Origin of the sequence: Streptomyces flavovariabilis, from assembly GCF_000725785.1 — a bacterium.
Lineage (GTDB): Bacteria > Actinomycetota > Actinomycetes > Streptomycetales > Streptomycetaceae > Streptomyces > Streptomyces hawaiiensis.
The window spans coordinates 844,861-866,363 of sequence record NZ_JNXD01000001.1; the positions used below are offsets into that span (position 1 = coordinate 844,861).

Annotated in this window: 17 protein-coding genes; 7 read left to right on the forward strand and 10 right to left on the reverse strand. The window is 72.3% G+C overall.

From position 1 onward, the window contains the following. Window positions 1–6 precede the first annotated feature (6 nt). Window positions 7–1,191 (reverse strand): MarP family serine protease, encoded by a 1,185-nt coding sequence (locus IO24_RS0103770; protein WP_031131765.1) that lies wholly within the window; start codon window positions 1,189–1,191, stop codon window positions 7–9. A 191-nt stretch (window positions 1,192–1,382) separates the two neighbouring features. Here IO24_RS0103770 and IO24_RS0103775 point away from each other — a divergent pair, with 191 nt between their 5' ends. Both IO24_RS0103775 and IO24_RS0103780 read left to right on the forward strand, forming a co-directional pair. Further along, complete coding sequence (locus IO24_RS0103775; RefSeq protein ID WP_234335191.1) at window positions 1,383–2,246, forward strand: peptidoglycan recognition protein family protein; 864 nt, start codon at window positions 1,383–1,385, stop codon at window positions 2,244–2,246. Window positions 2,247–2,300: 54 nt separating this feature from the next. After that, a complete protein-coding gene (locus tag IO24_RS0103780) occupies window positions 2,301–2,546 on the forward strand; it encodes a hypothetical protein (RefSeq protein WP_234335192.1) in 246 nt (81 codons plus the stop codon). On the opposite strand, the gene IO24_RS0103785 is transcribed toward IO24_RS0103780, so the two are convergent. The 7 genes from IO24_RS0103785 to IO24_RS0103815 form a co-directional block, all read right to left on the reverse strand. After that, window positions 2,547–3,068: a DUF4240 domain-containing protein gene (locus tag IO24_RS0103785; protein ID WP_199808820.1), complete on the reverse strand. Its 522-nt coding sequence runs from the start codon at window positions 3,066–3,068 to the stop codon at window positions 2,547–2,549. A 53-nt stretch (window positions 3,069–3,121) separates the two neighbouring features. Continuing rightward, window positions 3,122–4,105, reverse strand: coding sequence for a helix-turn-helix transcriptional regulator (locus tag IO24_RS0103790; RefSeq protein WP_031131773.1), 984 nt, complete (start codon window positions 4,103–4,105; stop codon window positions 3,122–3,124). A gap of 59 nt (window positions 4,106–4,164) precedes the next feature. After that, window positions 4,165–6,867 (reverse strand): pyruvate dehydrogenase (acetyl-transferring), homodimeric type, encoded by a 2,703-nt coding sequence (gene aceE / locus IO24_RS0103795; RefSeq protein WP_031131776.1) that lies wholly within the window; start codon window positions 6,865–6,867, stop codon window positions 4,165–4,167. 266 nt (window positions 6,868–7,133) lie between these two features. After that, window positions 7,134–7,757, reverse strand: coding sequence for a GntR family transcriptional regulator (locus tag IO24_RS0103800; RefSeq protein ID WP_031131778.1), 624 nt, complete (start codon window positions 7,755–7,757; stop codon window positions 7,134–7,136). 255 nt (window positions 7,758–8,012) lie between these two features. Beyond that, entirely contained in the window at window positions 8,013–9,818 is a 1,806-nt protein-coding gene (sucB, locus tag IO24_RS0103805) for a 2-oxoglutarate dehydrogenase, E2 component, dihydrolipoamide succinyltransferase (protein ID WP_031131779.1), read from the reverse strand. Window positions 9,819–9,881: 63 nt separating this feature from the next. Continuing rightward, window positions 9,882–11,270: a dihydrolipoyl dehydrogenase gene (gene lpdA, locus IO24_RS0103810; RefSeq protein ID WP_031131782.1), complete on the reverse strand. Its 1,389-nt coding sequence runs from the start codon at window positions 11,268–11,270 to the stop codon at window positions 9,882–9,884. A gap of 301 nt (window positions 11,271–11,571) precedes the next feature. Further along, on the reverse strand, window positions 11,572–13,098 hold the full coding sequence (locus tag IO24_RS0103815) for a leucyl aminopeptidase (protein WP_031131785.1): 1,527 nt from the start codon (window positions 13,096–13,098) through the stop codon (window positions 11,572–11,574). A 367-nt stretch (window positions 13,099–13,465) separates the two neighbouring features. Between IO24_RS0103815 and IO24_RS0103820 the strand changes: the two genes are divergently transcribed. The 5 genes from IO24_RS0103820 to IO24_RS0103840 all read left to right on the forward strand — a co-directional run bounded on the left by IO24_RS0103820 (window position 13,466) and on the right by IO24_RS0103840 (window position 20,063). Beyond that, window positions 13,466–15,499 (forward strand): hypothetical protein, encoded by a 2,034-nt coding sequence (locus IO24_RS0103820; RefSeq protein ID WP_045296029.1) that lies wholly within the window; start codon window positions 13,466–13,468, stop codon window positions 15,497–15,499. Between the two features lie 112 nt (window positions 15,500–15,611). Next, window positions 15,612–17,135 carry a GT4 family glycosyltransferase PelF gene (pelF, locus tag IO24_RS0103825; RefSeq protein WP_031131789.1) on the forward strand — a complete coding sequence of 508 codons (1,524 nt, stop codon included), beginning with the start codon at window positions 15,612–15,614 and terminating at the stop codon, window positions 17,133–17,135. After that, complete coding sequence (locus tag IO24_RS0103830; RefSeq protein ID WP_031131793.1) at window positions 17,132–18,640, forward strand: hypothetical protein; 1,509 nt, start codon at window positions 17,132–17,134, stop codon at window positions 18,638–18,640. The genes pelF and IO24_RS0103830 overlap by 4 nt, the downstream gene beginning before the upstream one ends. Beyond that, window positions 18,637–19,287, forward strand: coding sequence for a spherulation-specific family 4 protein (locus tag IO24_RS0103835; protein WP_031131796.1), 651 nt, complete (start codon window positions 18,637–18,639; stop codon window positions 19,285–19,287). Before IO24_RS0103830 ends, IO24_RS0103835 begins: the two co-directional genes overlap by 4 nt. Then, window positions 19,284–20,063, forward strand: a complete 780-nt coding sequence (locus IO24_RS0103840) for an endo alpha-1,4 polygalactosaminidase (protein WP_031131798.1) — start codon at window positions 19,284–19,286, stop codon at window positions 20,061–20,063. The genes IO24_RS0103835 and IO24_RS0103840 overlap by 4 nt, the downstream gene beginning before the upstream one ends. On the opposite strand, the gene IO24_RS0103845 is transcribed toward IO24_RS0103840, so the two are convergent. Both IO24_RS0103845 and IO24_RS0103850 read right to left on the reverse strand, forming a co-directional pair. Beyond that, window positions 20,023–20,634 carry an RDD family protein gene (locus tag IO24_RS0103845; protein ID WP_234335193.1) on the reverse strand — a complete coding sequence of 204 codons (612 nt, stop codon included), beginning with the start codon at window positions 20,632–20,634 and terminating at the stop codon, window positions 20,023–20,025. The two genes, IO24_RS0103840 and IO24_RS0103845, sit on opposite strands and share 41 nt — an antisense overlap. Before the next feature lie 83 nt (window positions 20,635–20,717). Beyond that, complete coding sequence (locus tag IO24_RS0103850; RefSeq protein ID WP_031131800.1) at window positions 20,718–21,500, reverse strand: adenosylcobinamide-GDP ribazoletransferase; 783 nt, start codon at window positions 21,498–21,500, stop codon at window positions 20,718–20,720. Window positions 21,501–21,503: the final 3 nt, after the last annotated feature.

The following is a 21,503-nucleotide window of genomic DNA, read 5'->3' on the forward strand; positions in this document are numbered from 1 at the left end:
CCGGGGCTACGACGCGGCCAGCTCGCCCGTGTCCACCGGCGCTGTCGCGTCCGCAGCGCTGCTCGCGTCGGAGGCCACCTCGTCCGCCGTCAGGACGTAGCCCGTCTCGGCGTCCGTGGTGGAGCGGGCGAAGACCACGCCGAACACCCGGCCGTCCGTGGTGAGCAGGGGGCCGCCGGAGTTGCCGGGGCGGACCGTGGAGCGGATCGAGTAGATCTCCCGGGTGGCGGTCCCGTCGTTGTAGATGTTCTGGCCCGTCGCCCGCACCCGGTTCGCGACCGTCGCCGCCTGGAGGTCCAGGTCGCCGTCCTGCGGATAGCCCGCGACGACCGCCGAGTCGCCGCGGTCGGCGTCGTCGTCGAACCGCAGCACAGGCGCCTTGAGATCCGGCACGTACAGCACGGCCACGTCCTTCTGCGGGTCGAAGAGCACCACCCGCGCCTCGTACGTCCGCCCGACCCCGCCGATCTGCACGGTCGGCTCGTCGATGCCCGCCACCACATGGGCGTTGGTCATCACGTGCTCGCGCGCGTAGACGAACCCGCTGCCCTCGCGGCCCTGCGTGCCCGCGACGCCCTCGACCTTCACCGTGCTCCGCTTGGCGGCGTCGGTGGCGGCGGCCGTGACGCTGTCGCCGGTGGGCTTGGCGACCTCGGCCGTCGACTCGTTCTCGAAGGGGTTGAAGACCTGCGGGAAACCCGCCTGCGTCAGCGCGGACGTGGCCCCCGAGAACCAGGCCGGCGTCGTGTCCGGCATCGTCCGCTGCACGGCGCCGAGCAGCCGGGAGTCCCGGATCGCCGAGGTGACCAGCGGCGACGAGGAAGCGCCCAGGACGCTCGCGGCCACCCACGCCACGATCAGCACGGCCACCGCGTTGGCCACGGCCCCGCCGATCCCGTCCGCCACTCTGAGCGGCCCCCGGTCCAGCTCCCGCCGCAGCCGCAGCGCGAGGCGGCCCGCCAGCTCGTGCCCCACGGCCGCCGGGAGCAGCACCGTGAACACCGCCGTCACCGTCGCCCGCGTCGTCCCCGGCTCCACCAGGTCCATGACCCACGGCAGGATCCACACGCCGACGACCGCGCCACCCACGAAGCCCGCAAGCGACACACAGCCGGCCACCAGCCCGCGCCGGTACCCGGACGCCGCGTAGGCCAGGACGACCAGCAACAGCAGGATGTCGAGCAGGTCCACGCACGCCGCCTTTCTCTCGGAACCCCTTAATACGCGGGGGGAGGGCCCGGTGATCAGTCACACGCGCGCGGGATGATCGCAATCGGCCACGCGGGCGTGCACTCGGAAAAACGCCGCGGACCGTGACGATGGTTCCACCGGGTGGCACATCACACATCGCGGACGGACCGGATCAGGCCGACAGTGGGACCATGCGTGTCTTCCGAAGACGGCGGGGCGCACGCAGGCACTCCGCCGACGGGACACCCGGCATAGCCGGCCTGCCGCGCACGGCCCGGGCACTGCTCGGCTGCCTGCCGGGGGTCGCCGCCGTCGTGGCGCTGGTCCTGTGCGCCCACGGCGTCGAGAACGCCGCCGAGACCGGCTCCCGCGCCGCCCCGCCCCGCTCCACCGCCATGCCCTACGCCGCCCCCCGCCCGCACATCGTGCCGAGAGCGCACTGGCTGGGCGACGCCGCCCGCGCGCAGCCCCGCCCCCGCTACGACGACCGGGTCGCCGCCGTCTTCATTCACCACACCGACTCGCCCAACGGCTACGACTGCGCCGACGCGCCCCGCATCATCCGGGACCTCTACACCGGCCAGACCGGCACCCGGGACTGGGACGACATCGGCTACAACTTCGTCGTGGACCGCTGCGGCACCGTCTACGAAGGCCGCGCCGGGGGCGTGGAGCGCGCCGTCACCGGCGCCCACACCCAGGGCTTCAACCACCGCACCACCGGCATCGCCGCCCTCGGCACCTTCACCGAGGGCATGCCCGTCCCGCGACCCATGGTCCGCGCGATCGCCGCGCTGTCCGCGTGGAAGCTGGGTTTGACCGGCACCGACCCGCGCTCGGACGTCCGCCTGGTCTCCAGCAACGGCCTGAGCCGGTACGCGGCCGGCTCCACCGCCAGTCTGCCCGCCCTCGCGGGCCACAACGACGGCTACATGACCAGCTGCCCGGGCGCCGCCCTGCACGCCCGCCTGCCTGAGATCAGGGACCTCGCCGCCCGGCTCCAGGGCCGGCCGGACGGTCCACAGGAAGGTCTCAGCGAACGCGCGGCGTCCTGAGATCCCGGCCCCCTACGGTCGTCCGCACAGGCAGCCGACCGGAGGGTGGGGACCATGAGCAACCGTGGCGCGAAGGCCCCGGGTGACGCGGGAGACACGGGAGACGCCGGTGTGCGGACGGGGGGCGGACGCGGCCCCTGGGCGGTGCTCTGCGCGGTCGCGACCGTGGTCCTGGGCCCGGCCGCGGTCACCGCGTCCGCCCTCGACCGGGCCAACGCGGCTCCGATGCACCACGCGGTGCGGGCCGACCGGGCGCACGCGTACGTCCCGTCCGACGCGAGCCGCCACCGGGCCGCCTGATCAGCCCCTGAAGCGCTCCCACAGCCGGGGATAGCGCTCGGCGAGCAGCCCCTCGTTCTCGAAGTCGAGCGGTGTGCCCTCCGGTTCCGGGGGCGCCGGCGCGATCTCCAGGTCGGGGGCGACCGCGCCGGTGAGCTGCTCGTAGGCCTCGTCCGCCGCGTAGCCGAGCTCCTCGCCGTCGCCGTCGATCTCCTCGTCGAAGTCGTCCAGCAGATCGGCGAGCGAGTCCGGGTCGTGCACGGCGCCCTCGAAGACATGGCGGCCCTGGCCGATCAGCCAGCACCGGAAGAAGTCGAAGGCGTCGTCGCTCGCCCCGTCGAGCAGCACCCAGGCGGCGCCCCACAGGTCCCAGCGGTAGGCGCGGTTGTAGCGGGACTCGAAGTGCCGGGCGAAGTCCAGGACCGAGTCCGGGTCCAGCCGCGCGAGCCGGTCCACGAGCAGGTCGGCCTGCTCCTCCGGGTCGCCTTCGGCGGCCTGCCGGGCGTCGTCCACCAGCTCCCAGAACTCCGTCTCGTCCATCACGGGTCAAGCATCGGCCCTGGGGCACAGGGGCGCACCCGGAGTGCGCGGGATCGTTATGCGCCGCACCAGGGCCGGTAGAGCCGGGCCAGCCGAGCCGCGTCCGCGGCGAACCGCTCACGCAGGCCCTCCGGCGCCAGCACCTCCACCTCCGGGCCCAGGACCGCCAGCTGCGTGTGGGCGACCTCCTCGGACTCCACCGGCAGGGCAACGGTCACCCAGCCGTCGCCGTCCGGGGCCTCCGCGTCCGCCAGCGCCTCCCGGGCGGTCGGCGAATCGACGGCGTACGGCAGTCCGCGCACACCGTCGGGGGAGAGGCGCACCACGACCCGCGCCCGCAGGATGGACCGCGCGAACTGCTCCGCCCGTTCCTCCCAGAACGCGGGCAGATCGAACTCCGGCTCCCGCTCGAAGCGCTCGGCGCCCGGCTCCACGGCCGTGAACCGGTCGATCCGGTACACCCGGAAGGAGCCCCCGGCCACCCGCGCGCACAGGTACCAGACGCCGGCCTTCAGTACGAGCCCGTACGGCTCCAGCTCCCGGACGACCTCGTCCTCCCCGCGCCGGTAACGGGCGCTGATCCGCCGGTCGTCCCAGACCGCGTCCGCGACAGCCGGCAGCAGCACGGGCGTCTTCGGCTCCTTGAACCAGTTCGGCGCGTCCAGGTGGAACCGCTGGGCCGCCGTCCTGGAAGCGTCCCGCAGGGACGGCAACAGTGCCGCCGACACCTTCAGCCGGGCCGCCGAGGCCGCGTCCTCCAACCCCATCTCGCGCAGCGCCCCCGGCACCCCGGACAGGAACAGCGCCTCGGCCTCGCCGCGGTGCAGCCCGGTCAGCCGCGTCCGGTACCCGCCGACCAGCCGGTAGCCACCGGCCCGGCCCCGGTCCGCGTAGACCGGCACACCGGCCTCCGACAGCGCCTGCGCGTCCCGTGTGACCGTCCGCTCCGACACCTCCAGCTCACGGGCGAGCTCGGCGGCCGTCATGGAGGGCCGGGACTGGAGCAGCAGCACCATCTTGATCAGCCGGGCAGCACGCATGCCCACATCATGCAGCAGGCCCCCGCCGAAGCGAGGGCCCGCCGATCACCGGTCCGTGCTCACAGACCGTACTTCGCGCGCGCTTCCTTCACGGCCGTCGCCTGGACCTCGCCGCGCTTGGCGAGCTGGGCCAGGGCCGCGACCACGATCGACTCGGCGTCGACACCGAAGTGGCGGCGGGCCGCCTCACGGGTGTCCGAGAGGCCGAAGCCGTCGGCGCCCAGCGAGGACCAGTCCTGCTCGACCCACTGCGCGATCTGGTCCGGGACCTGGCGCATGTAGTCGGAGACCGCCAGCACCGGGCCCTCGGCGCCCTGGAGCGCCTGCCGCACGAACGGCACCCGCTCCTCGCCGCGCAGCAGCGCCTCGTCCGCCTCCAGGGCGTCCCGGCGCAGCTCGCTCCACGAGGTCGCCGACCACACGTCGGCCGCCACGCCCCACTCCTCGGCGAGCAGCGCTTGCGCCTTCAGCGCCCAGTGGATCGCCGTACCGGAGCCGAGCAGCTGGATCCGCGGGGCGTTGGCCGGGGGCGTGATGCCCGCGGACTCCGCCGTGTTGAAGCGGTACAGGCCCTTCACGATGCCCTCGTCGACACCGGCGACGGACGGCTTCGCGGGCTGCGGCAGCGGCTCGTTGTAGACGGTCAGGTAGTAGAAGACGTCCTGGTCCTCGCCCGGGGCCGCCTCGCCGTACATCCGGCGCAGGCCATCCTTGACGATGGCCGCGACCTCGTAGGCGAACGCCGGGTCGTACGAGAGCGCCGCCGGGTTCGTCGCCGCGATCACGGGGGAGTGGCCGTCGGCGTGCTGCAGGCCCTCGCCGGTCAGCGTCGTACGGCCGGCCGTGGCGCCGACGAGGAAGCCGCGGCCGAGCTGGTCGCCGAGCTGCCACATCTGGTCGGCCGTGCGCTGCCAGCCGAACATCGAGTAGAAGATGTAGAACGGGATCATCGTCTCGCCGTGCGTCGCGTACGACGTCGAAGCGGCGATGAAGTCGGCCATCGAACCGGCCTCGGTGATCCCCTCGTTGAGGATCTGGCCGTTCTTGGCTTCCTTGTAGTACATCAGCTGGTCGCGGTCGACCGGCTCGTACGTCTGGCCCTTCGGCGAGTAGATGCCGAGCGAGGGGAACAGCGACTCCATGCCGAAGGTGCGCGCCTCGTCCGGGACGATCGGCACCCAGCGCTTGCCGGTCTCCTTGTCGCGGACCAGGTCCTTGACCAGGCGGACGAACGCCATCGTCGTCGCCACGTTCTGCGAACCCGAGCCCTTGTCGAAGGACGCGAACGCCTTCTCCGCCGGGGCGGGCAGCGGCGCGACCGGGTGGGCCCGGCGGGCCGGGGCCGGACCGCCGAGGGCGGCACGCCGCTCCTGGAGGTAGCGGACCTCGGGGGAGTCGGCGCCCGGGTGGCCGTAGGGCACCACGCCGTCGACGAAGTCGCTGTCCTTGATCGGCAGCTCGAGCAGGTCGCGCATGTTCTTGAACTCGTCCACCGTCAGCTTCTTCATCTGGTGGTTGGCGTTCTTCGACGCGAAGCCCTCACCGAGGGTGTGGCCCTTGACCGTCTGCGCCAGGATCACGGTCGGCGCGCCCTGGTGCTCGACGGCCGCCCGGTACGCGGCGTACACCTTGCGGGCCTCGTGACCACCGCGCGAGAGGTGGAAACACTCGAGGATCTTGTCGTCGCTCAGCAGCTTCGCCATCTCCACCAGCGCCGGGTCGCCGCCGAAGAAGTCCTGGCGGATGTAGGCCGCGTCGCGGGTCTGGTACGTCTGGATCTGCGCGTCCGGTACCTGACGCAGCCGGCGTACGAGCGCGCCGGTGGTGTCGAGCTGGAACAGCTCGTCCCAGGCCGTGCCCCACAGCGTCTTGATCACGTTCCAGCCGGCGCCGCGGAACTGGGCCTCCAGCTCCTGCACGATCTTGAAGTTGGCGCGGACCGGGCCGTCCAGGCGCTGCAGGTTGCAGTTGATGACGAACGTGAGGTTGTCGAGCTCCTCACGGGCCGCGAGCGCCAGTGCCGCCGTCGACTCGGGCTCGTCCATCTCGCCGTCGCCGAGGAACGCCCACACGTGCGACGCGGAGGTGTCCTTGATGCCGCGGTTGGTGAGATAGCGGTTGAAGCGCGCCTGGTAGATGGCGGAGAGCGGGCCCAGACCCATGGAGACGGTCGGGAACTCCCACAGCCAGGGCAGGCGGCGCGGGTGCGGGTAGGAGGGCAGGCCGTTGCCGCCCGACTCGCGGCGGAAGTTGTCGAGCTGCTCCTCGTTCAGACGGCCGTCGAGGAACGCGCGTGCGTAGATGCCGGGGGAGGCGTGGCCCTGGATGTAGAGCTGGTCGCCGGAGCCGTCGGCCTCTTTGCCCTTGAAGAAGTGGTTGAAGCCGGTCTCGTACAGCCAGGCGGCGGAGGCGAAGGTGGCGATGTGGCCGCCCACGCCGTATTTGCTGCCCCGGGTCACCATCGCGGCCGCGTTCCAGCGGTTCCACGCGGTGATCCGCTGCTCCATCGCCTCGTCGCCGGGCACGGCGGGCTCGGCGGCGGTGGGGATGGAGTTGACGTAGTCGGTCTCGAGGAGCTTCGGCAGCGCGATGCCGGCGCCCTCTGCGCGCTCCAGCGTGCGGCGCATCAGGTATGCGGCACGGTGCGGCCCGGCAGCCTGGGTGACCGCGTCCAGGGAGGCCTGCCATTCGGCGGTCTCCTCCGGGTCCCGGTCGTGGAGCTGGTCGAGCTCGCTCGGCTGGATGGCGTTGGGGTCGGTCATGTCGCCGCCTTCCTCAGTCGAAGGGGGTTCCCTCACATACGGGATCGGGGGTGCCCTTTGTCTTTGGCAGGACAGGGCGCGGGGCTCGGGTGAAAGCCCGTCGGCGACTGTAACTCGCTGATCGATGATCGATCAAAGGGTTGAGGGGCAAAACCTCTTGATCACGAGAAAATAGGCACGGGGTGCCTCCAACAGTGGCACGCGGTGACCGACTTTCGAACGATTTTCGCAGGTCGGAGCTGTTTGAGCGAGGGTGCGCTCGGGTGTCACGCCCGGGGTGCGCAGCCCAGGACGTGAGCCTTCACCAGTTCGGCGATACGGGGATCGCGGCGCTTGAACGCGGCGACGAGCTCCTCGTGCTCCTCCGCGTACGACTGCTGCTGGGTGCCCAGCCAGCGGATCGACAGGGCCGTGAACACCTCGATGCCGAGGCCCTCCCAGGTGTGCAGCAGGACCGAGTTGCCCGCGGCGCGCACCAGTTCGCGGTGGAAGGCCACGGTGTGGCGGACCTGGGCCGTGCCGTCGGAGACGCGGTCGGCCTCGTACAGGGCGCTGACATGGGGTTCCAGTGCCGAGCAGTCCTCCGAGAGGCCCTGCGCGGCCAGCTCCGCGGCGATGGCCTCCAGGCCGGCCCGGACCGGGTAGCTCTCCTCCAGGTCGGCGGCCGTGAGGTTGCGGACGCGCACGCCCTTGTTCGGAGCGGACTCGATCAGGCGCAGGGACTCCAGCTCGCGCAGGGCCTCGCGGACCGGGGTCTGGCTGACCTCCAGCTCGGTGGCGATCCGGCGCTCCACGATCCGCTCGCCCGGCTGCCAGCGTCCGCTGATGATCCCCTCCAGGATGTGCTCGCGGATCTGCTCGCGGAGCGAGTGGATGACGGGCGCGGTCATGAGGGCTCCTTACGCGGGATTGACGTTTAGACAATACGGCCGGTTCGCGCCGCGGGTGGGGCCGACGTGAGCGCTGTCGCGCAGGTGAGACGAGGCGCACACGGTGGTTGCGGCGCATGCGAGCTCGGACCGGACGGTCTGCGGGCGGCCGCGGGCCGCCGGTGCTCGATCGCGCAGTTCCCCGCGCCCCCGGGGTACGACGGTGCCCCGCCCGGAAGATCCGGACGGGGCACCGATCAGCCGTGGACCTGAAGGTCAGAGGCCGAGCTCGACCTCGAACTCGCCCGCCTCCAGGATGGCCTTGACCGCCGTCAGGTAACGGGCGGCGTCGGCGCCGTCCACCAGGCGGTGGTCGTAGGACAGGGTCAGGTACGTCATGTCGCGGACGCCGATGGCCGTGCCCTCCTCCGTCTCGATGACGGCGGGACGCTTGACCGTCGCGCCGATGCCGAGGATCGCGACCTGGCCCGGCGGCACGATGATCGTGTCGAAGAGCGCGCCGCGCGAGCCGGTGTTGGAGATGGTGAAGGTCGCGCCGGACAGCTCGTCCGGGGTGATCTTGTTGGCGCGGACCTTGCCCGCCAGCTCGGCCGTGGCCTTGGCGATACCGGCGAGGTTGAGGTCACCGGCGTTCTTGATGACCGGGGTCATCAGGCCCTTCTCGGAGTCCACCGCGATACCGATGTTCTCGGTGTCGAAGTAGGTGATGGTCCCCTCGGCCTCGTTGATCTTGGCGTTGATCGGCGCGTGCGCCTTCAGTGCCTGGGCCGCGGCCTTGACGAAGAACGGCATCGGGGAGAGCTTGACGCCCTCACGCGACGCGAACGCGTCCTTGGCACGGGCGCGCAGCTTCATCAGACGCGTGACGTCGACCTCGACGACCGACGACAGCTGGGCCTGCTCGTGCAGGGCCTTGACCATGTTGTCGCCGATGACCTTGCGGATCCGCGGCATCTTGATGGTCTGGCCGCGCAGCGGGGACGCCTCCAGCGCCGGGGCCTTCTTCGCGGCAGCCGGGGCAGCGGCCGGAGCCGGAGCAGCGGCGGCGGTCTTCGCGGCCTCGGCGGCGGCGACGACGTCCTGCTTGCGGATCCGGCCACCGACGCCGGTGCCCTTGACGCCGGCCAGGTCGACGCCGTTCTCGGCGGCGAGCTTGCGCACCAGCGGGGTGACGTAGGCGCCGTCGTCGGCCGGCTTGGCGGCGGCCGGAGCAGCGGGGGCCTGGGCCGGAGCCGGGGCGGGCGCCGGAGCGGCCGGGACCGGGTCGGGAGCCGGGGCGGTCTGCTGCTGCGGAGCCGGGGCCGACGGAGCCTGCGGAGCCGGAGCGGCCGGAGCGGCCGGAGCCTGCTGGGCCGGGGCGGCCTGCTGCGGCGCCGGGGCCGGGGCGGGCTCGGGCTGCGCCGGGGCCTCCTGCGCGGGGGCGGCGGCCGGAGCGGCACCCGCCTCGCCGATGACGGCGAGCTTGGCGCCGACCTCGGCGGTCTCGTCCTCGCCGACCACGATCTCCAGCAGGGTGCCCGAAGTGGGCGCCGGAATCTCGGTGTCGACCTTGTCGGTGGAGACCTCGAGCAGCGGCTCGTCGGCCTCGACGCTGTCACCGACCGACTTCAGCCAGCGGGTGACGGTGCCCTCGGTGACGGACTCGCCGAGCGCGGGCAGGACGACGTCCGTGCCCTCGGCGGAGCCGCCGCCGGCAGCGGCGTCGGCGGTGGGAGCGGGCGCCGGGGCGGCCTGCTCGGTGGACGGGGCGGCCGGGGCCGGCTCGGGAGCGGGCTCGGCGACCTGCTCGGCCTGCGGGGCCTGCTCGGCGGCGGGCGCGCCGCTGCCGTCGTCGATCAGGGCCAGCTCGGCGCCGACCTCGACCGTCTCGTCCTCGGCGACCTTGATGGAGGACAGCACGCCGGAGGCGGGGGAGGGGATCTCGGTGTCGACCTTGTCGGTCGAGACCTCGAGCAGCGGCTCGTCGGCCTCGACGCGCTCACCCTCGGCCTTCAGCCAACGGGTGACGGTGCCCTCGGTGACGCTCTCGCCGAGCGCCGGAAGGGTTACGGAAACCGCCATGGTTTCGGTTGCTCCTTACGGAAAGTGCGGAAGTCTGTGTCGTCGCGTTCGTCGACCGAGGGGTCAGTCGTGCGCGTGCAGCGGCTTGCCGGCCAGGGCCAGGTGGGCCTCGCCGAGCGCCTCGCTCTGGGTCGGGTGGGCGTGGATGAGCTGCGCGACCTCGGCGGGCAGCGCCTCCCAGTTGTAGATCAGCTGGGCTTCGCCGACCTGCTCGCCCATGCGGTCGCCGACCATGTGGACGCCGACGACGGCACCGTCCTTGACCTGGACGAGCTTGATCTCGCCCGCGGTGTTCAGGATCTTGCTCCTGCCGTTGCCCGCGAGGTTGTACTTCAGAGCGACGACCTTGTCCGCGCCGTAGATCTCCTTGGCCTTGGCCTCGGTGATACCCACGGAGGCGACCTCCGGGTGGCAGTACGTCACCCGCGGGACACCGTCGTAGTCGATCGGGACGGTCTTCAGACCGGCCAGGCGCTCCGCCACCAGGATGCCCTCGGCGAAACCGACGTGCGCGAGCTGGAGGGTCGGGACGAGGTCGCCGACCGCGGAGACGGTCGGCACGTTCGTGCGCATGTACTCGTCGACCAGGACGTAGCCGCGGTCCATGGCGACGCCCTGCTCCTCGTAGCCCAGGCCCTGGGAGACCGGGCCGCGGCCGATGGCGACCAGCAGGACCTCGGCCTCGAACTCCTTGCCGTCGGCGAGGGTGACCTTGACGCCGTCCTGGGTGTACTCGGCCTTCTCGAAGAAGGTGCCCAGGTTGAACTTGATGCCGCGCTTGCGGAACGCGCGCTCCAGGAGCTTGGAGGAGTTCTCGTCCTCGACCGGGACGAGGTGCTTCAGGCCCTCGACGATCGTGACCTCGGTGCCGAAGGACTTCCACGCGGAGGCGAACTCGACGCCGATGACGCCGCCGCCCAGGATGATCGCGGACTTGGGCACACGGTCCAGGACGAGGGCGTGGTCGGAGGAGATGATCCGGTTGCCGTCGATGTCCAGGCCGGGCAGCGACTTCGGCACGGAGCCGGTCGCGAGCAGGATGTGGCGGCCCTCGACGCGGCGGCCGTTCACGTCGACGGACGTGGGGGAGGACAGCCGGCCCTCACCCTCGATGTACGTCACCTTCCGGGAGGCGACCAGGCCCTGCAGGCCCTTGTACAGGCCGGCGACCACACCGTCCTTGTACTTGTGGACCCCGGCGATGTCGATGCCCTCGAAGGAGGCCTTCACACCGAACTGCTCGCTTTCGCGGGCCTGGTCGGCGATCTCGCCCGCGTGCAGCAGGGCCTTGGTGGGGATGCATCCCCGGTGCAGGCAGGTGCCGCCGACCTTGTCCTTCTCGATCAGGGCGACGTCCAGGCCCAGCTGCGCCCCGCGCAGGGCCGCGGCGTAACCACCGCTGCCACCGCCGAGGATCACTAGGTCGAAAACGGTGCTGGCGTCGTTCGCCACGTCACGTCCTCCATGCATGTGCGCCGTGAGCCGGTCTTCGATGACCGGCAGGCGGCTGGTGTCCGGCCGCTCGTTCTTCGGCCCTTCGGTGGGGCCCTGTCCTGCCGAGCCCCATCTTCGCACTTGTCAGCACACAAGGAGACGCCGGGCTGCGGTGTGAGACGCCCCACGTTCAGATGAGCCGCCTCGGAAGGAGCGCCCCGAAGGGGCGCGCGCCCGAAGGGGCGCGGGGAACTGCGCGAACAACCCCCACGCCCCCGCACTCGCCACACAACCTGCGAGACCGGGCCGAGAGGCGAACTCAGCCGAGGTCGCCCGCGGCGGTCAGCTCGGCCAGCCGCACCAGCGTCCGCACACCGCTGCCCGTGCCGCCCTTCGGCGTGTAGCCGAACGGCCCGCCCTCGTTGAAGGCCGGCCCGGCGATGTCCAGGTGCGCCCAGGTGACGCCCTCGCCCACGAACTCGCGCAGGAACAGACCGGCGACCAGCCCGCCGCCCATCCGCTCACCCATGTTCGCGATGTCGGCCGTGGCCGAGTCCATCCCCTTGCGCAGGTGCTCCGGCAGCGGCATCGGCCACGCCGGCTCCCCGACCTCCTCGGCGACCTCGCACAGCGCGGCGCGGAACGCGTCGTCGTTGCCCATGATCCCGAACGTCCGGTTGCCCAGCGCCATCACCATCGCCCCGGTCAGCGTCGCCACGTCCACGATCGCGTCCGGCTTCTCCTGCGACGCCGCCCACAGCGCGTCCGCCAGCACCAGCCGGCCCTCGGCGTCGGTGTTGAGCACCTCCACCGTCTTGCCGCTGTACATCCGCAGCACGTCACCCGGACGGGTCGCGGACCCGGAGGGCATGTTCTCGGCCAGGGCGAGCCAGCCGGTGACGTTGACCTCCAGGCCGAGGCGCGCGGCGGCGACGACCGCGGCGAACACCGAGGCCGCGCCGCTCATGTCGCACTTCATCGTCTCGTTGTGACCGGCCGGCTTCAGCGAGATGCCGCCCGAGTCGTAGGTGATGCCCTTGCCGACGAAGGCGAGGTGCTTCTTCGCCTTCGAGGAGGTGTACGACAGCTTCACCAGGCGCGGTCCCGCCGCCGAGCCGGCGCCGACGCCGAGGATGCCGCCGTAGCCGCCCTTGGCCAGGGCCTTCTCGTCGAGCACCTGCACCTTGATGCCGTGCTCCTTGGCCGCGGCCTGGGCGATCGCGGCGAACGACTCGGGGTTCAGGTCGTTCGGCGGGGTGTTGACCAGGTCGCGGGCGCGGTTGAGCTCCTCGGACACGGCGGCGGCACGCTCGACCGCGGCCTTGTACGCCTTGTCGCGGGGCTTGCCGCCGAGCAGGACGATCTCGGCGAGGGGGGCCTTGCCGTTCTTCGTCCTGGCGTCCGTGCCGTTGTCCTTGTAGGTGTCGAAGGAGTACGCGCCGAGCAGCGCGCCCTCCCCGATCGCGCCGGCGTCGGCGGCGTCGCTCAGGGGCAGTGCGAAGGCGGCCTTCTTGGACCCGGCCAGGGCGCGGGCGGCGACACCGGCGGCCTTGCGCAGGGCCTCGGTGCCGTACTCGGCGTCCTTCTCCGGGACCGCGCCCAGGCCGACCGCCAGGACGAGCGGTGCCTTGAAGCCGGACGGTGCCGGCAGCTTCGTCGCCTCGCCCTCGCCGCCGGAGGCGCCGAGGGTCTCCAGAACGCCGGCGAGCCTGCCGTCGTACGCCTTGTCCACGGCCTCGGCGCCCGGTGCGACGACCGGCCCCTTGGCACCCTTGGCGACACCGATCACGATCGCGTCGGCCCGCAGACCGGGCGCCGCGGCGGTGCTGAGAGTGAGAGCAGTCACGGTGGTGAAATCTCGCTTCCGATGTGAAGTTGCTGTGGTCGAACGGTGTGGGTCGACCGGGCCCGACAGCCGACCCCAAGGGCCGGTCGGCCGACCCTATTCCGACCTCGGGGTCCGCATCTCACGGGGCCTTCCCCGGCGCGGCGAACACTCGACGACGAGACTACGCGCGTGGTCCGGTTCGCTCGTTCATGCGGGCGTTCACCTGTCCGTGGCGTAGTGGCCACTTCTTGATCCTTCATGTCGGTGAACTGAGTCACACTCGTCGCGATCCGGTGAGCGTCCTGCTCGCCGCTTTGCATGATTTCCACGGATCCTCCTCTGTTCGACCGCAAGAGGATTCCTGGGATCTTCTGGGGGAGGAATCATGGCGCAGCGTGCGCGCAGATGGAGGAACACGGCCGCCGCGATGACGGCGGCAGGCATGATCACGGCCGGGGTGACAGCGCCCGGGGCGGCGGCCGCGGAGGAACCACGCATCGATCTGAAGGTGCTGGTGGTGGACAACGGCGACAGCCCCGTGAAGGCCGTCACCGCCCAGCTGAAGAGCACGGGCGTCCCGTACACCACCATCGACCTGAACGACTCCGGCCGGCCGAAGATCACAGCGTCGTTCCTGAGCGACACCGTGAACGGCCGGCCCCGCGCCAAGTACCAGGGCGTCGTCCTGCCGAACGAGGCGCCGTTCGGCGCGGGCTCCGCCGAGCAGACCGTGCTGGAGGCCTACGAGCGGACGTACGGCATCCCGCAGGTCGACGCCTACACCTGGGCGCACCCGGAGGTCGGCCTCGACTACACCAGTGAGGGTGGCTGGGCGGGCACGCTCGACGGGCGCGAGGCAGCCGTCACCGCGGCCGGGAAGGCGGGCTGGTTCGGCTACCTCGACGGCGCGTTCCGCTTCGAGGACAACGCCCCGGCCGTGCAGGAGAGCTACGGCTATGCCGCCCGGCCCCGTACCGGCTTCACCAGCTACGTCGACATCCCCGTACCCGGCGGCACCGGCCGCGGCAGCCTCGTCGGCGAGTACACCCACGACGGCCGCCGCGAACTCGTGGTGACCTTCGCCTACAACAACAGTCAGCAGCAGTTCCGGCTGCTGGCCCGCGGCATCGTCGAGTGGCTCACCCAGGGCGTGCACCTGGGGCAGACCCGCAACTCCTTCGCCGTGCACGTCGACGACGTGTTCGCCCCGGACAGCCGCTGGGACACCGAGCGCGACTGCACCCCGGGCGACTTCGACTGCGCGGGCGGCGACGGCGAGGGCACCACGCCGATCCGCATGACCGCGGACGACGCCGCCTACGCCGCCGGGTGGCAGCGCGAGCACGGCTTCACCATGGACATGGTCTACAACGCCGGGTCCGGTGAGGAGTGGAAGACCGAGCACGGCGGCACCGACGCGCTCACCGACCGGCTGCTCGCCGACAAGGCGCAGTACCGCTGGGTCAACCACACCTACACGCACCCCTTCCTCGGCTGCGTGCAGGACACCTCCACCGTGCCGTGGAGCTGCGCGAAGAACGCCGACGGCTCGACCAGGTACATGAGCCGCGCCGAGATCGCCGCGCAGATCCGGGACAACCACAACTGGGCCGTCGACAAGGGCCTGCCCGTCGACCGCACCGAGCTGGTCACCGGTGAGCACTCGGGCCTGAGGACCCTGCCGCAGCAGCCGAACGACAACCCCGGCCTGGCCGGCGCCCTCGCCGACACCGGCGTCAAGTGGATCGCCTCGGACAACTCCCGCGAGCCCGGGCAGCGCCCGGTGGGCAACGCCCTGACCGTCCCGCGCCACCCGATGAACGTGTACTACAACGTGGGCACGGCGGCCGAGATGGCCGACGAGTACAACTGGGTCTACACCTCACGCGGCGACGGCGGCAGCGGCGTCTGCGAGGACAACCCGACGTCGACGTGTCTCGACGAGCCGCTCGACCCGGCCACGGGCTACGCCGAGCACATCGTCCCGCAGGAGGCGCGCACCGCCCTCGGGCACGTCCTCGCGGGCGACCCCCGGCCGCACTACGCGCACCAGTCCAACCTGGCCGAGGACCGGCTGCTCTACCCGGTCATGGAGAAGGTGCTCGCCGACTACCGGGCGCTGTTCACCGACAGCACCCCGCTGGAGAACCCCCGGCAGAGCGCCATCGGCACGGAGGTGCAGCGCCGCGCCGCCTGGCAGACCGCCCTGGTGAACAACCGGGTGACGGCGTACCGCATCGGCGACACGGTCACGGTCACCGCCCCGTCGGGCACGCAGATCCCGGTGACCGCCCCGGAGGGCACCAAGAAGCAACTCCTGCTGGGGACGTCCGCCTTCGGCACCCCGTACGCGGGAGCCCGCTCGGCCTGGACGACCCCCGCGGCACTCCAGTCGGCCCTCACACTGAAGCTGCCGTAGAGGTACGTACTTCAGGGGCGCGGGGAACTGCGCGACCAGCCACGACGGTCCCGCACTCGGGATCCGGCAGCAGTTCCCCGCACACCATCCGCACCACAGGGGGAAACACCGCATGAGGCGAACAGGCCGTCATGTCACCATGCTCACGGAAGGCACCTACCCGCACGTCCACGGCGGCGTCAGCACCTGGTGCGACCAGCTCGTCAAGGGCATGCCCGAGGTCGACTTCCACATCGTCTCGCTCACCGGCAACGGCCGCGAACCCGTCACCTGGGAACTGCCGCCCAACGTCTACGCACACACCTCGGTCCCCACCTGGGGTCCGCGCCCCGGCCGCACCAGACCCCCCTACGGCAGGGCCCGCCGCCGCTTCACCGAGAACTACGAGCGGTTCCTGCTCTCCTTCCTGGACCCCGGCTCGCACGCCGACTTCGGCGATTCCCTGAACGAGCTGGCCGGACTCGCCCGGGACGGAGGACTGTCGGCCGCACTGCGCACCGAGTCGGCGCTGCGGTCGCTGATGTGGATCTGGACCATGCCCCATCTGCCGACGGCCGCCGCCCGCCCCACCGTGCACGACGCGCTGACCGCGACCGACCTGCTGGAGCACGCGCTGCGCCCGCTGGGCGTCCGCATACCCGAGGACTCCGTGGCACACGCCGTCAGCAGCGGCCTCGCGACCCTGCCCGCGCTCGCCGCCCGCCACCTGGACGGTGTGCCGTTCCTGCTCACCGAGCACGGCATCTACCTGCGCGAGCGCTACCTCGGCTACCGCCAGGGCGCCCAGCGCTGGCCCGTGAAGGCGTTCATGCTCGGGTTCTACCGCGAGCTGAACTCCTACGGCTACCGGGCCGCCGACCTGATCACGCCGTGCAACCAGTACAACTGCCGCTGGGAGGAGCGCGGCGGCGCCGACACCGACAAGATCCGCACGGTCTACAACGGCGTCGACCCGGCCGCCTTCCCGCACGCCGGCCCCGAACCCGAGATCCCGACCCTGTCCTGGTGCGGCCGGATCGACCCCATCAAGGACCTGGAGACCCTGATCCGCGCCTACGCCATGGTGCGCGCGGAGCTCCCGGAGACCAGGCTCCGGCTGTTCGGCCCGGTCCCGCCCGGCGGCGAGGCCTACCGCACCCGGCTGGAGAAGCTCGCCGCCGAACTGGGTGTCACCGACGGCCTGACCTTCGAGGGCCGTATCACCGAGGTCTGGCGCGCCTACGCGGCCGGGCACCTCGTCATGCTGTCGTCGGTCTCCGAGGGATTCCCGTTCTCCATCATCGAGGCCATGTCCTGCGGCCGTACGACGGTGTCGACGGATGTCGGCGGCGTGCGCGAGGCCGTCGGCGACACCGGCCTGGTGGTGCCCCCGCGCGAGCCGGAGAAGATGGCCGCCGCCGCGCTGACCCTGCTGAAGGACACTCAACGGCGTGCGGAACTGGGTGAGTTGGCCCGCCAGCGGGTCATCGACCGGTTCACCCTGCGCCGCTCGGTGGACGCCTTCCGCACCGTCTACAAGGAACTCGCGGGCGAGGACGAGGTGTACGAGCCGACCCTGGAGACCGTCGCCGACTGGACGCTGGAACTGCGCGACCCCTGGTACGCGTCCGTCGCGACGGACGGGGCCGGCTGGTGAGCGGAAGCGTCTGGCTGCCCCCGGGCTCCCGCCCGGACACCCTCCCCGGGATCCCCCGGCAGCGCACCCCCAGCTGGGCCCGGCCCGACCCGGTGGACGAACTCGCCGACCGCCTGGAGGACTTCATAGCCGCGGCCGTCCACCCGGACGAGATAGCCGCTCTGCTGGAGTCCGACGGCCTCTCCGACGACCAGATACGCGAGCGGTACGGCCTGAAGAACTCCTTCGCTCTCGCCGAGACCCTCTACGAACGCGTCGAACGCCGCTACCCCGAGCCCGACGGCCCGGCCCCCGACCCCTGGCGCATCGGCCTCCTCGGCTGCCTGCTGCGCGGCGTCGTCTTCGCGCTGCCCGGCCTTGCCTACGTCCTCGGCGCCCCCCTGTTCACCGGCCCCGGCGACCTCGGACTCCCCGCGGGCACCGTCCCGCTCCTCGCCGGCGCCCTGTGCGGCTGGACCTGGAACCAGGGCCTCGCCCACCGGGCGTACGCGTGGCTGGGGCTCGGCGACCGGATGGCCGCCCGGCGCGCCCTGTTGCTCGGCGCCCCGGCGGGCGCGCTGCTCGGCTCCCTGGTCGCCGTGTCGTGCGCGGGGGGCGCAGCACCGGCCGTGGTCGCCTTCGCCGCCGGGCAGTCCTGCTATCTGGCCGCGGCGACCGTGCTGCTGGTGATGGGCCGCGAACGGCTCCTGCTGGCCGCCCTCGCACCGATGGCGACGGGCGCGGTCCTGTCCCTCGTCGACCCGCTGCCCGAGAGCGCGAGCCTGGCCCTGCTGCCGGCCTCCCTGGCGGCGGTCGCCGTGCTCGCCCTGCGCGAGGTGGCACCCGCACTCAAGGACGAACACGGCTGGACCGCGGGCCTCGTCGCCCTGCTCCCCTTCGGAGCGTTCGGCACCCTCCCCGCTCACCGCCGCCCCGCCGCACCACGGCTCACGGGCTCCCTGCCGTACGCCCTGTTCGGGCTGGCCACCGGTGTGCTCGTGCTGTACGCGGCGCTCGGCGACGTTCTCGCCGGCGAGGCGGCGGGTGCGGTCGCCGCGCCCGCCGCCGTGGCGCTCACCCTCAGCATGGGCCCCGCCGAGTGGCTGCTGTACCGCTTCCGCAGTGACAGCCTCGCCGGACTGCGCTCCAGTTGCACCGCCCGGGCCTTCCGGCGGACCACGGTCCTGACGGTCCTCCAGTGCCTGTCCGCCTATCTCGCCACCCTCCTCGCCCTGGGTCTCGCCGCCTCCGCGCTGTGGCCGCACGCCCCGGTCCCGGGCGGGGTCCGGCTGGCCGGGCTGCTCCTGCTGGGCGTGGTCCTGTGGACGGGCCTGCTGCTCCAGTCGTTCGGCGTGGTGAGCGGCGCGACGGCGGTGTGCTGCGCCGCGGCCCTCGTCCAGACCCTGCTCCTCGTCACCCGCACCGCCGATCCGCACGTGGCGGGAGTGGTCGTGTACGGCACGGCAGCCGCCGTTCAGGCCGCCCTGGTGTGCGCCCTGCTGGGGAGGGCAACCGCCCACCGATGAGCACTCTCCTGGTCCCGTACTACGAGCACCCGTCCGCCCGCCCCGCCGAGTGGGACGCGATCGTCGCGGCGGCGCCCCGCCTCTACGGGGTCGTCCTCAACCCGGCCAGCGGCCCCGGCGACCGCCCCGACCCGGCGTTCGCCGGGGTCGCCGCCCGGCTGCGGGCCGCAGGAGTGCGGGTCCTCGGGTACGCCGACACCGACTACGGCCGCCGCGCCGCCACGGACGTCGTCCGCGACCTCACCCGGCACCGCGACTGGTACGGCACCGACGGCGCCTTCCTCGACCAGGTCCCGTCCGGCCCCGAGGAGTTCGAGCACTACCAGAGACTGGCGGTCGCGGCCTGGGGCGTCGGCTGCGCCACCCTCGTCCTCAACCACGGCACGGCACCGCATCCCTGCTACGCCCGCATCGCCGACGTCCTGGTCACCTTCGAGGGCACCTGGGCCTCGTACCGCGCGCTGCCCCCGCAGCCCCGCCCCGGCGGCCCGGACGTACGGCTGTGCCACCTCGTCCACGGCGTGCCGCCCGGCGCCGACCCGGAGGGCCTGGCCCGGGCGCGGGGCGCGGCGGTGTACTGCGCGGTGCCCGGCACCGGAGATCATCCTTGGGGCACCCTGCCGTACACCTTGGAGAACCTTCCGTGAGACGCCCGCTGTTGCTCGCCGCCCTGCTCGTCCTGCTGCTCGCGGGCTGCACCCGGGCCCCCGACGACAAGCCCGGCCCCCGTTGGCAGCCCCGGCCCGGCACTGCCTGGCAGTGGCAGCTCAGCGGGCGCCTGGACACCTCCGTCGACGTGCCGGTCTACGACATCGACGGCTTCGACCACTCCGAGGACACGGTCGCCCGGCTGCACCGCGAGGACCGCAAGGTCATCTGCTACCTCTCCACCGGCGCCTGGGAGGAGTTCCGCCCGGACGCGCGGAAGTTCCCCGAGGCCGTGCTGGGCCGCGGCAACGGCTGGAAGGGCGAGCGTTGGCTCGACATCCGCCGCACCGACGTCCTGGAGCCGCTCATGGCGGCCCGGATGGACATGTGCCGCGACAAGGGCTTCGACGCGGTGGAGCCGGACAACATGGACGGCTACCGCAACGACACGGGCTTCCCGCTCACGGCCACCGACCAGTTGCGCTACAACCGGCTCATCGCCCGGCTGGCCCACGACCGGGGCCTGGCCGTCGGCCTGAAGAACGACCTGGACCAGATCCCCGAACTGGTCGGGGACTTCGACTTCGCGGTCAACGAGCAGTGCGCCCAGTACGGCGAGTGCGCGGCCCTCAAGCCGTTCGTCGAGGCCGGCAAGGCCGTCTTCCACGTCGAGTACGAGGTCCCCACCGGCCGCTTCTGCGCCGACTCCCGTCGGCTGAAGCTCAGTTCGCTGCTCAAGAAGTACGAACTAGGGGCGTGGCGACGGGGCTGCTGAGCCCGATCCCGGTGACGGCCGTGCCCGCGATCCGGTCGGCGAGGGACCGGCGGCCGGGGGAGAGGACCGGCAGCGCGTTCAGCAGGAACAGCACCACCGCGACCGCCCACACCAGCACCGACAGCACGACCTGGCCCTCGACCAGCAGCACGCACGCCACGGCGTACACGGCGACGTCCGCGGCGGTGGTGACCGCGGCCCGCCGTGCCGCCCTGACCCTGCGCGGGAGGTTCGGGGTGACCTTCAGCCCGGCCAGCGCCTTGCCGACCGTGCGCCCGGCCAGGGCCAGGCACGCCCACTGGTAGAGGAACACCGTCAGCACCAGCAGCCCGAAGGCCTGCTCGACGTACAGCACCGACTTGTCCCACAGCGTCAGACCCAGGTCCTGGGAGGCGTCGAGCACGTCACCGCGCGAGGTCAGCAGGTCGAAACCGCCGCGGGCGGCCAGCTCGGGCACGTCGGTGACGAGCGCGGAGACCCGGTGGAAGGTGAGCACGGCGAGCGCCGAGGCCAGCGCCGCCACCAGCGCGAAATCGACGAGCCAGGCCATGGCACGGCGCAGCTTGGGCATGAACGTCCCCCGATCACTTGTGTGTCGGGGCAGGAAGCTAGCGGGAGAGCGGCCCGTGCGGGGAGAGGGACGAAAAGATCGTTTCAGCCCAGTGACAGAACGACCAGCGCGGTGGTGGCCGCCGTCTCCGCCAGACCGCCGAAGACATCCCCCGTGATCCCGCCGAAGCGGCGCGTGCAGTGACGCAGCAGCGCCTCGGCGGCGGCCAGGGAGAGGAGGACCGCGAGCACGCTGCGGACCATGTCGTACGGCCCGAGGAGGGCACCGGCCGCCGTAGCGGCCACGGCGACGGCCACGGCGGCGGCCACCGCCCTCCGCGGCGGCACCACACCCGCGACCGCCGCTCCCAGCCCCTCCGGGCGCGCCGCCGGAACCCCGGCGCGGGCCGCCAGGGTCAGTGCCAGCCGGGCGAGGGTCGCGGAGACGACGGCGGCGCAGGCGCCCCGGGCCCAGGAGGCGTCGTACGCCTGGGCGAGCGCGGCGATCTGCGCGAGCAGGGTGAGAACGAGGGTGATGACCCCGAACGGCCCGATGTCCGACTGCTTCATGATCCGCAGCGCGTCCTCGGCGGGCTTGCCGCTGCCCAGCCCGTCGGCGGTGTCCGCGAGCCCGTCGAGATGCAGTCCCCGCGTGAGGACGGCCGGCACGGCGACACTCGCCACGGCGGCCAGCGGGGCGCCCGCCCCGAGGAACAGCAGCACCAGCCCGAGCAGGGCGGCGGCGGCACCGACCGCGAGCCCGGCCAGCGGAGCGCACAGCATGCCGCCGCGTGCGGCCTCTCTGTCCCACCGGGTCACCCGGACCGGGATCACCGTGAGGGTGCCGAAGGCGAAGCGGAGGCCGTCGAGGGGCGAGGATCTGGGCACCGG

Coding starts and splice junctions, on each gene's coding strand:
- IO24_RS0103775 (WP_234335191.1), top strand. CDS start 1,383: ATGCGTGTCTTCCGAAGACGGCGGGGCGCACGCAGGCACTCCGCCGAC.
- IO24_RS0103780 (WP_234335192.1), top strand. CDS start 2,301: ATGAGCAACCGTGGCGCGAAGGCCCCGGGTGACGCGGGAGACACGGGA.
- IO24_RS0103790 (WP_031131773.1), bottom strand. CDS start 4,105: ATGCGTGCTGCCCGGCTGATCAAGATGGTGCTGCTGCTCCAGTCCCGG.
- aceE (WP_031131776.1), bottom strand. CDS start 6,867: ATGACCGACCCCAACGCCATCCAGCCGAGCGAGCTCGACCAGCTCCAC.
- IO24_RS0103800 (WP_031131778.1), bottom strand. CDS start 7,757: ATGACCGCGCCCGTCATCCACTCGCTCCGCGAGCAGATCCGCGAGCAC.
- sucB (WP_031131779.1), bottom strand. CDS start 9,818: ATGGCGGTTTCCGTAACCCTTCCGGCGCTCGGCGAGAGCGTCACCGAG.
- IO24_RS0103820 (WP_045296029.1), top strand. CDS start 13,466: ATGGCGCAGCGTGCGCGCAGATGGAGGAACACGGCCGCCGCGATGACG.
- pelF (WP_031131789.1), top strand. CDS start 15,612: ATGAGGCGAACAGGCCGTCATGTCACCATGCTCACGGAAGGCACCTAC.
- IO24_RS0103835 (WP_031131796.1), top strand. CDS start 18,637: ATGAGCACTCTCCTGGTCCCGTACTACGAGCACCCGTCCGCCCGCCCC.
- IO24_RS0103845 (WP_234335193.1), bottom strand. CDS start 20,634: ATGCCCAAGCTGCGCCGTGCCATGGCCTGGCTCGTCGATTTCGCGCTG.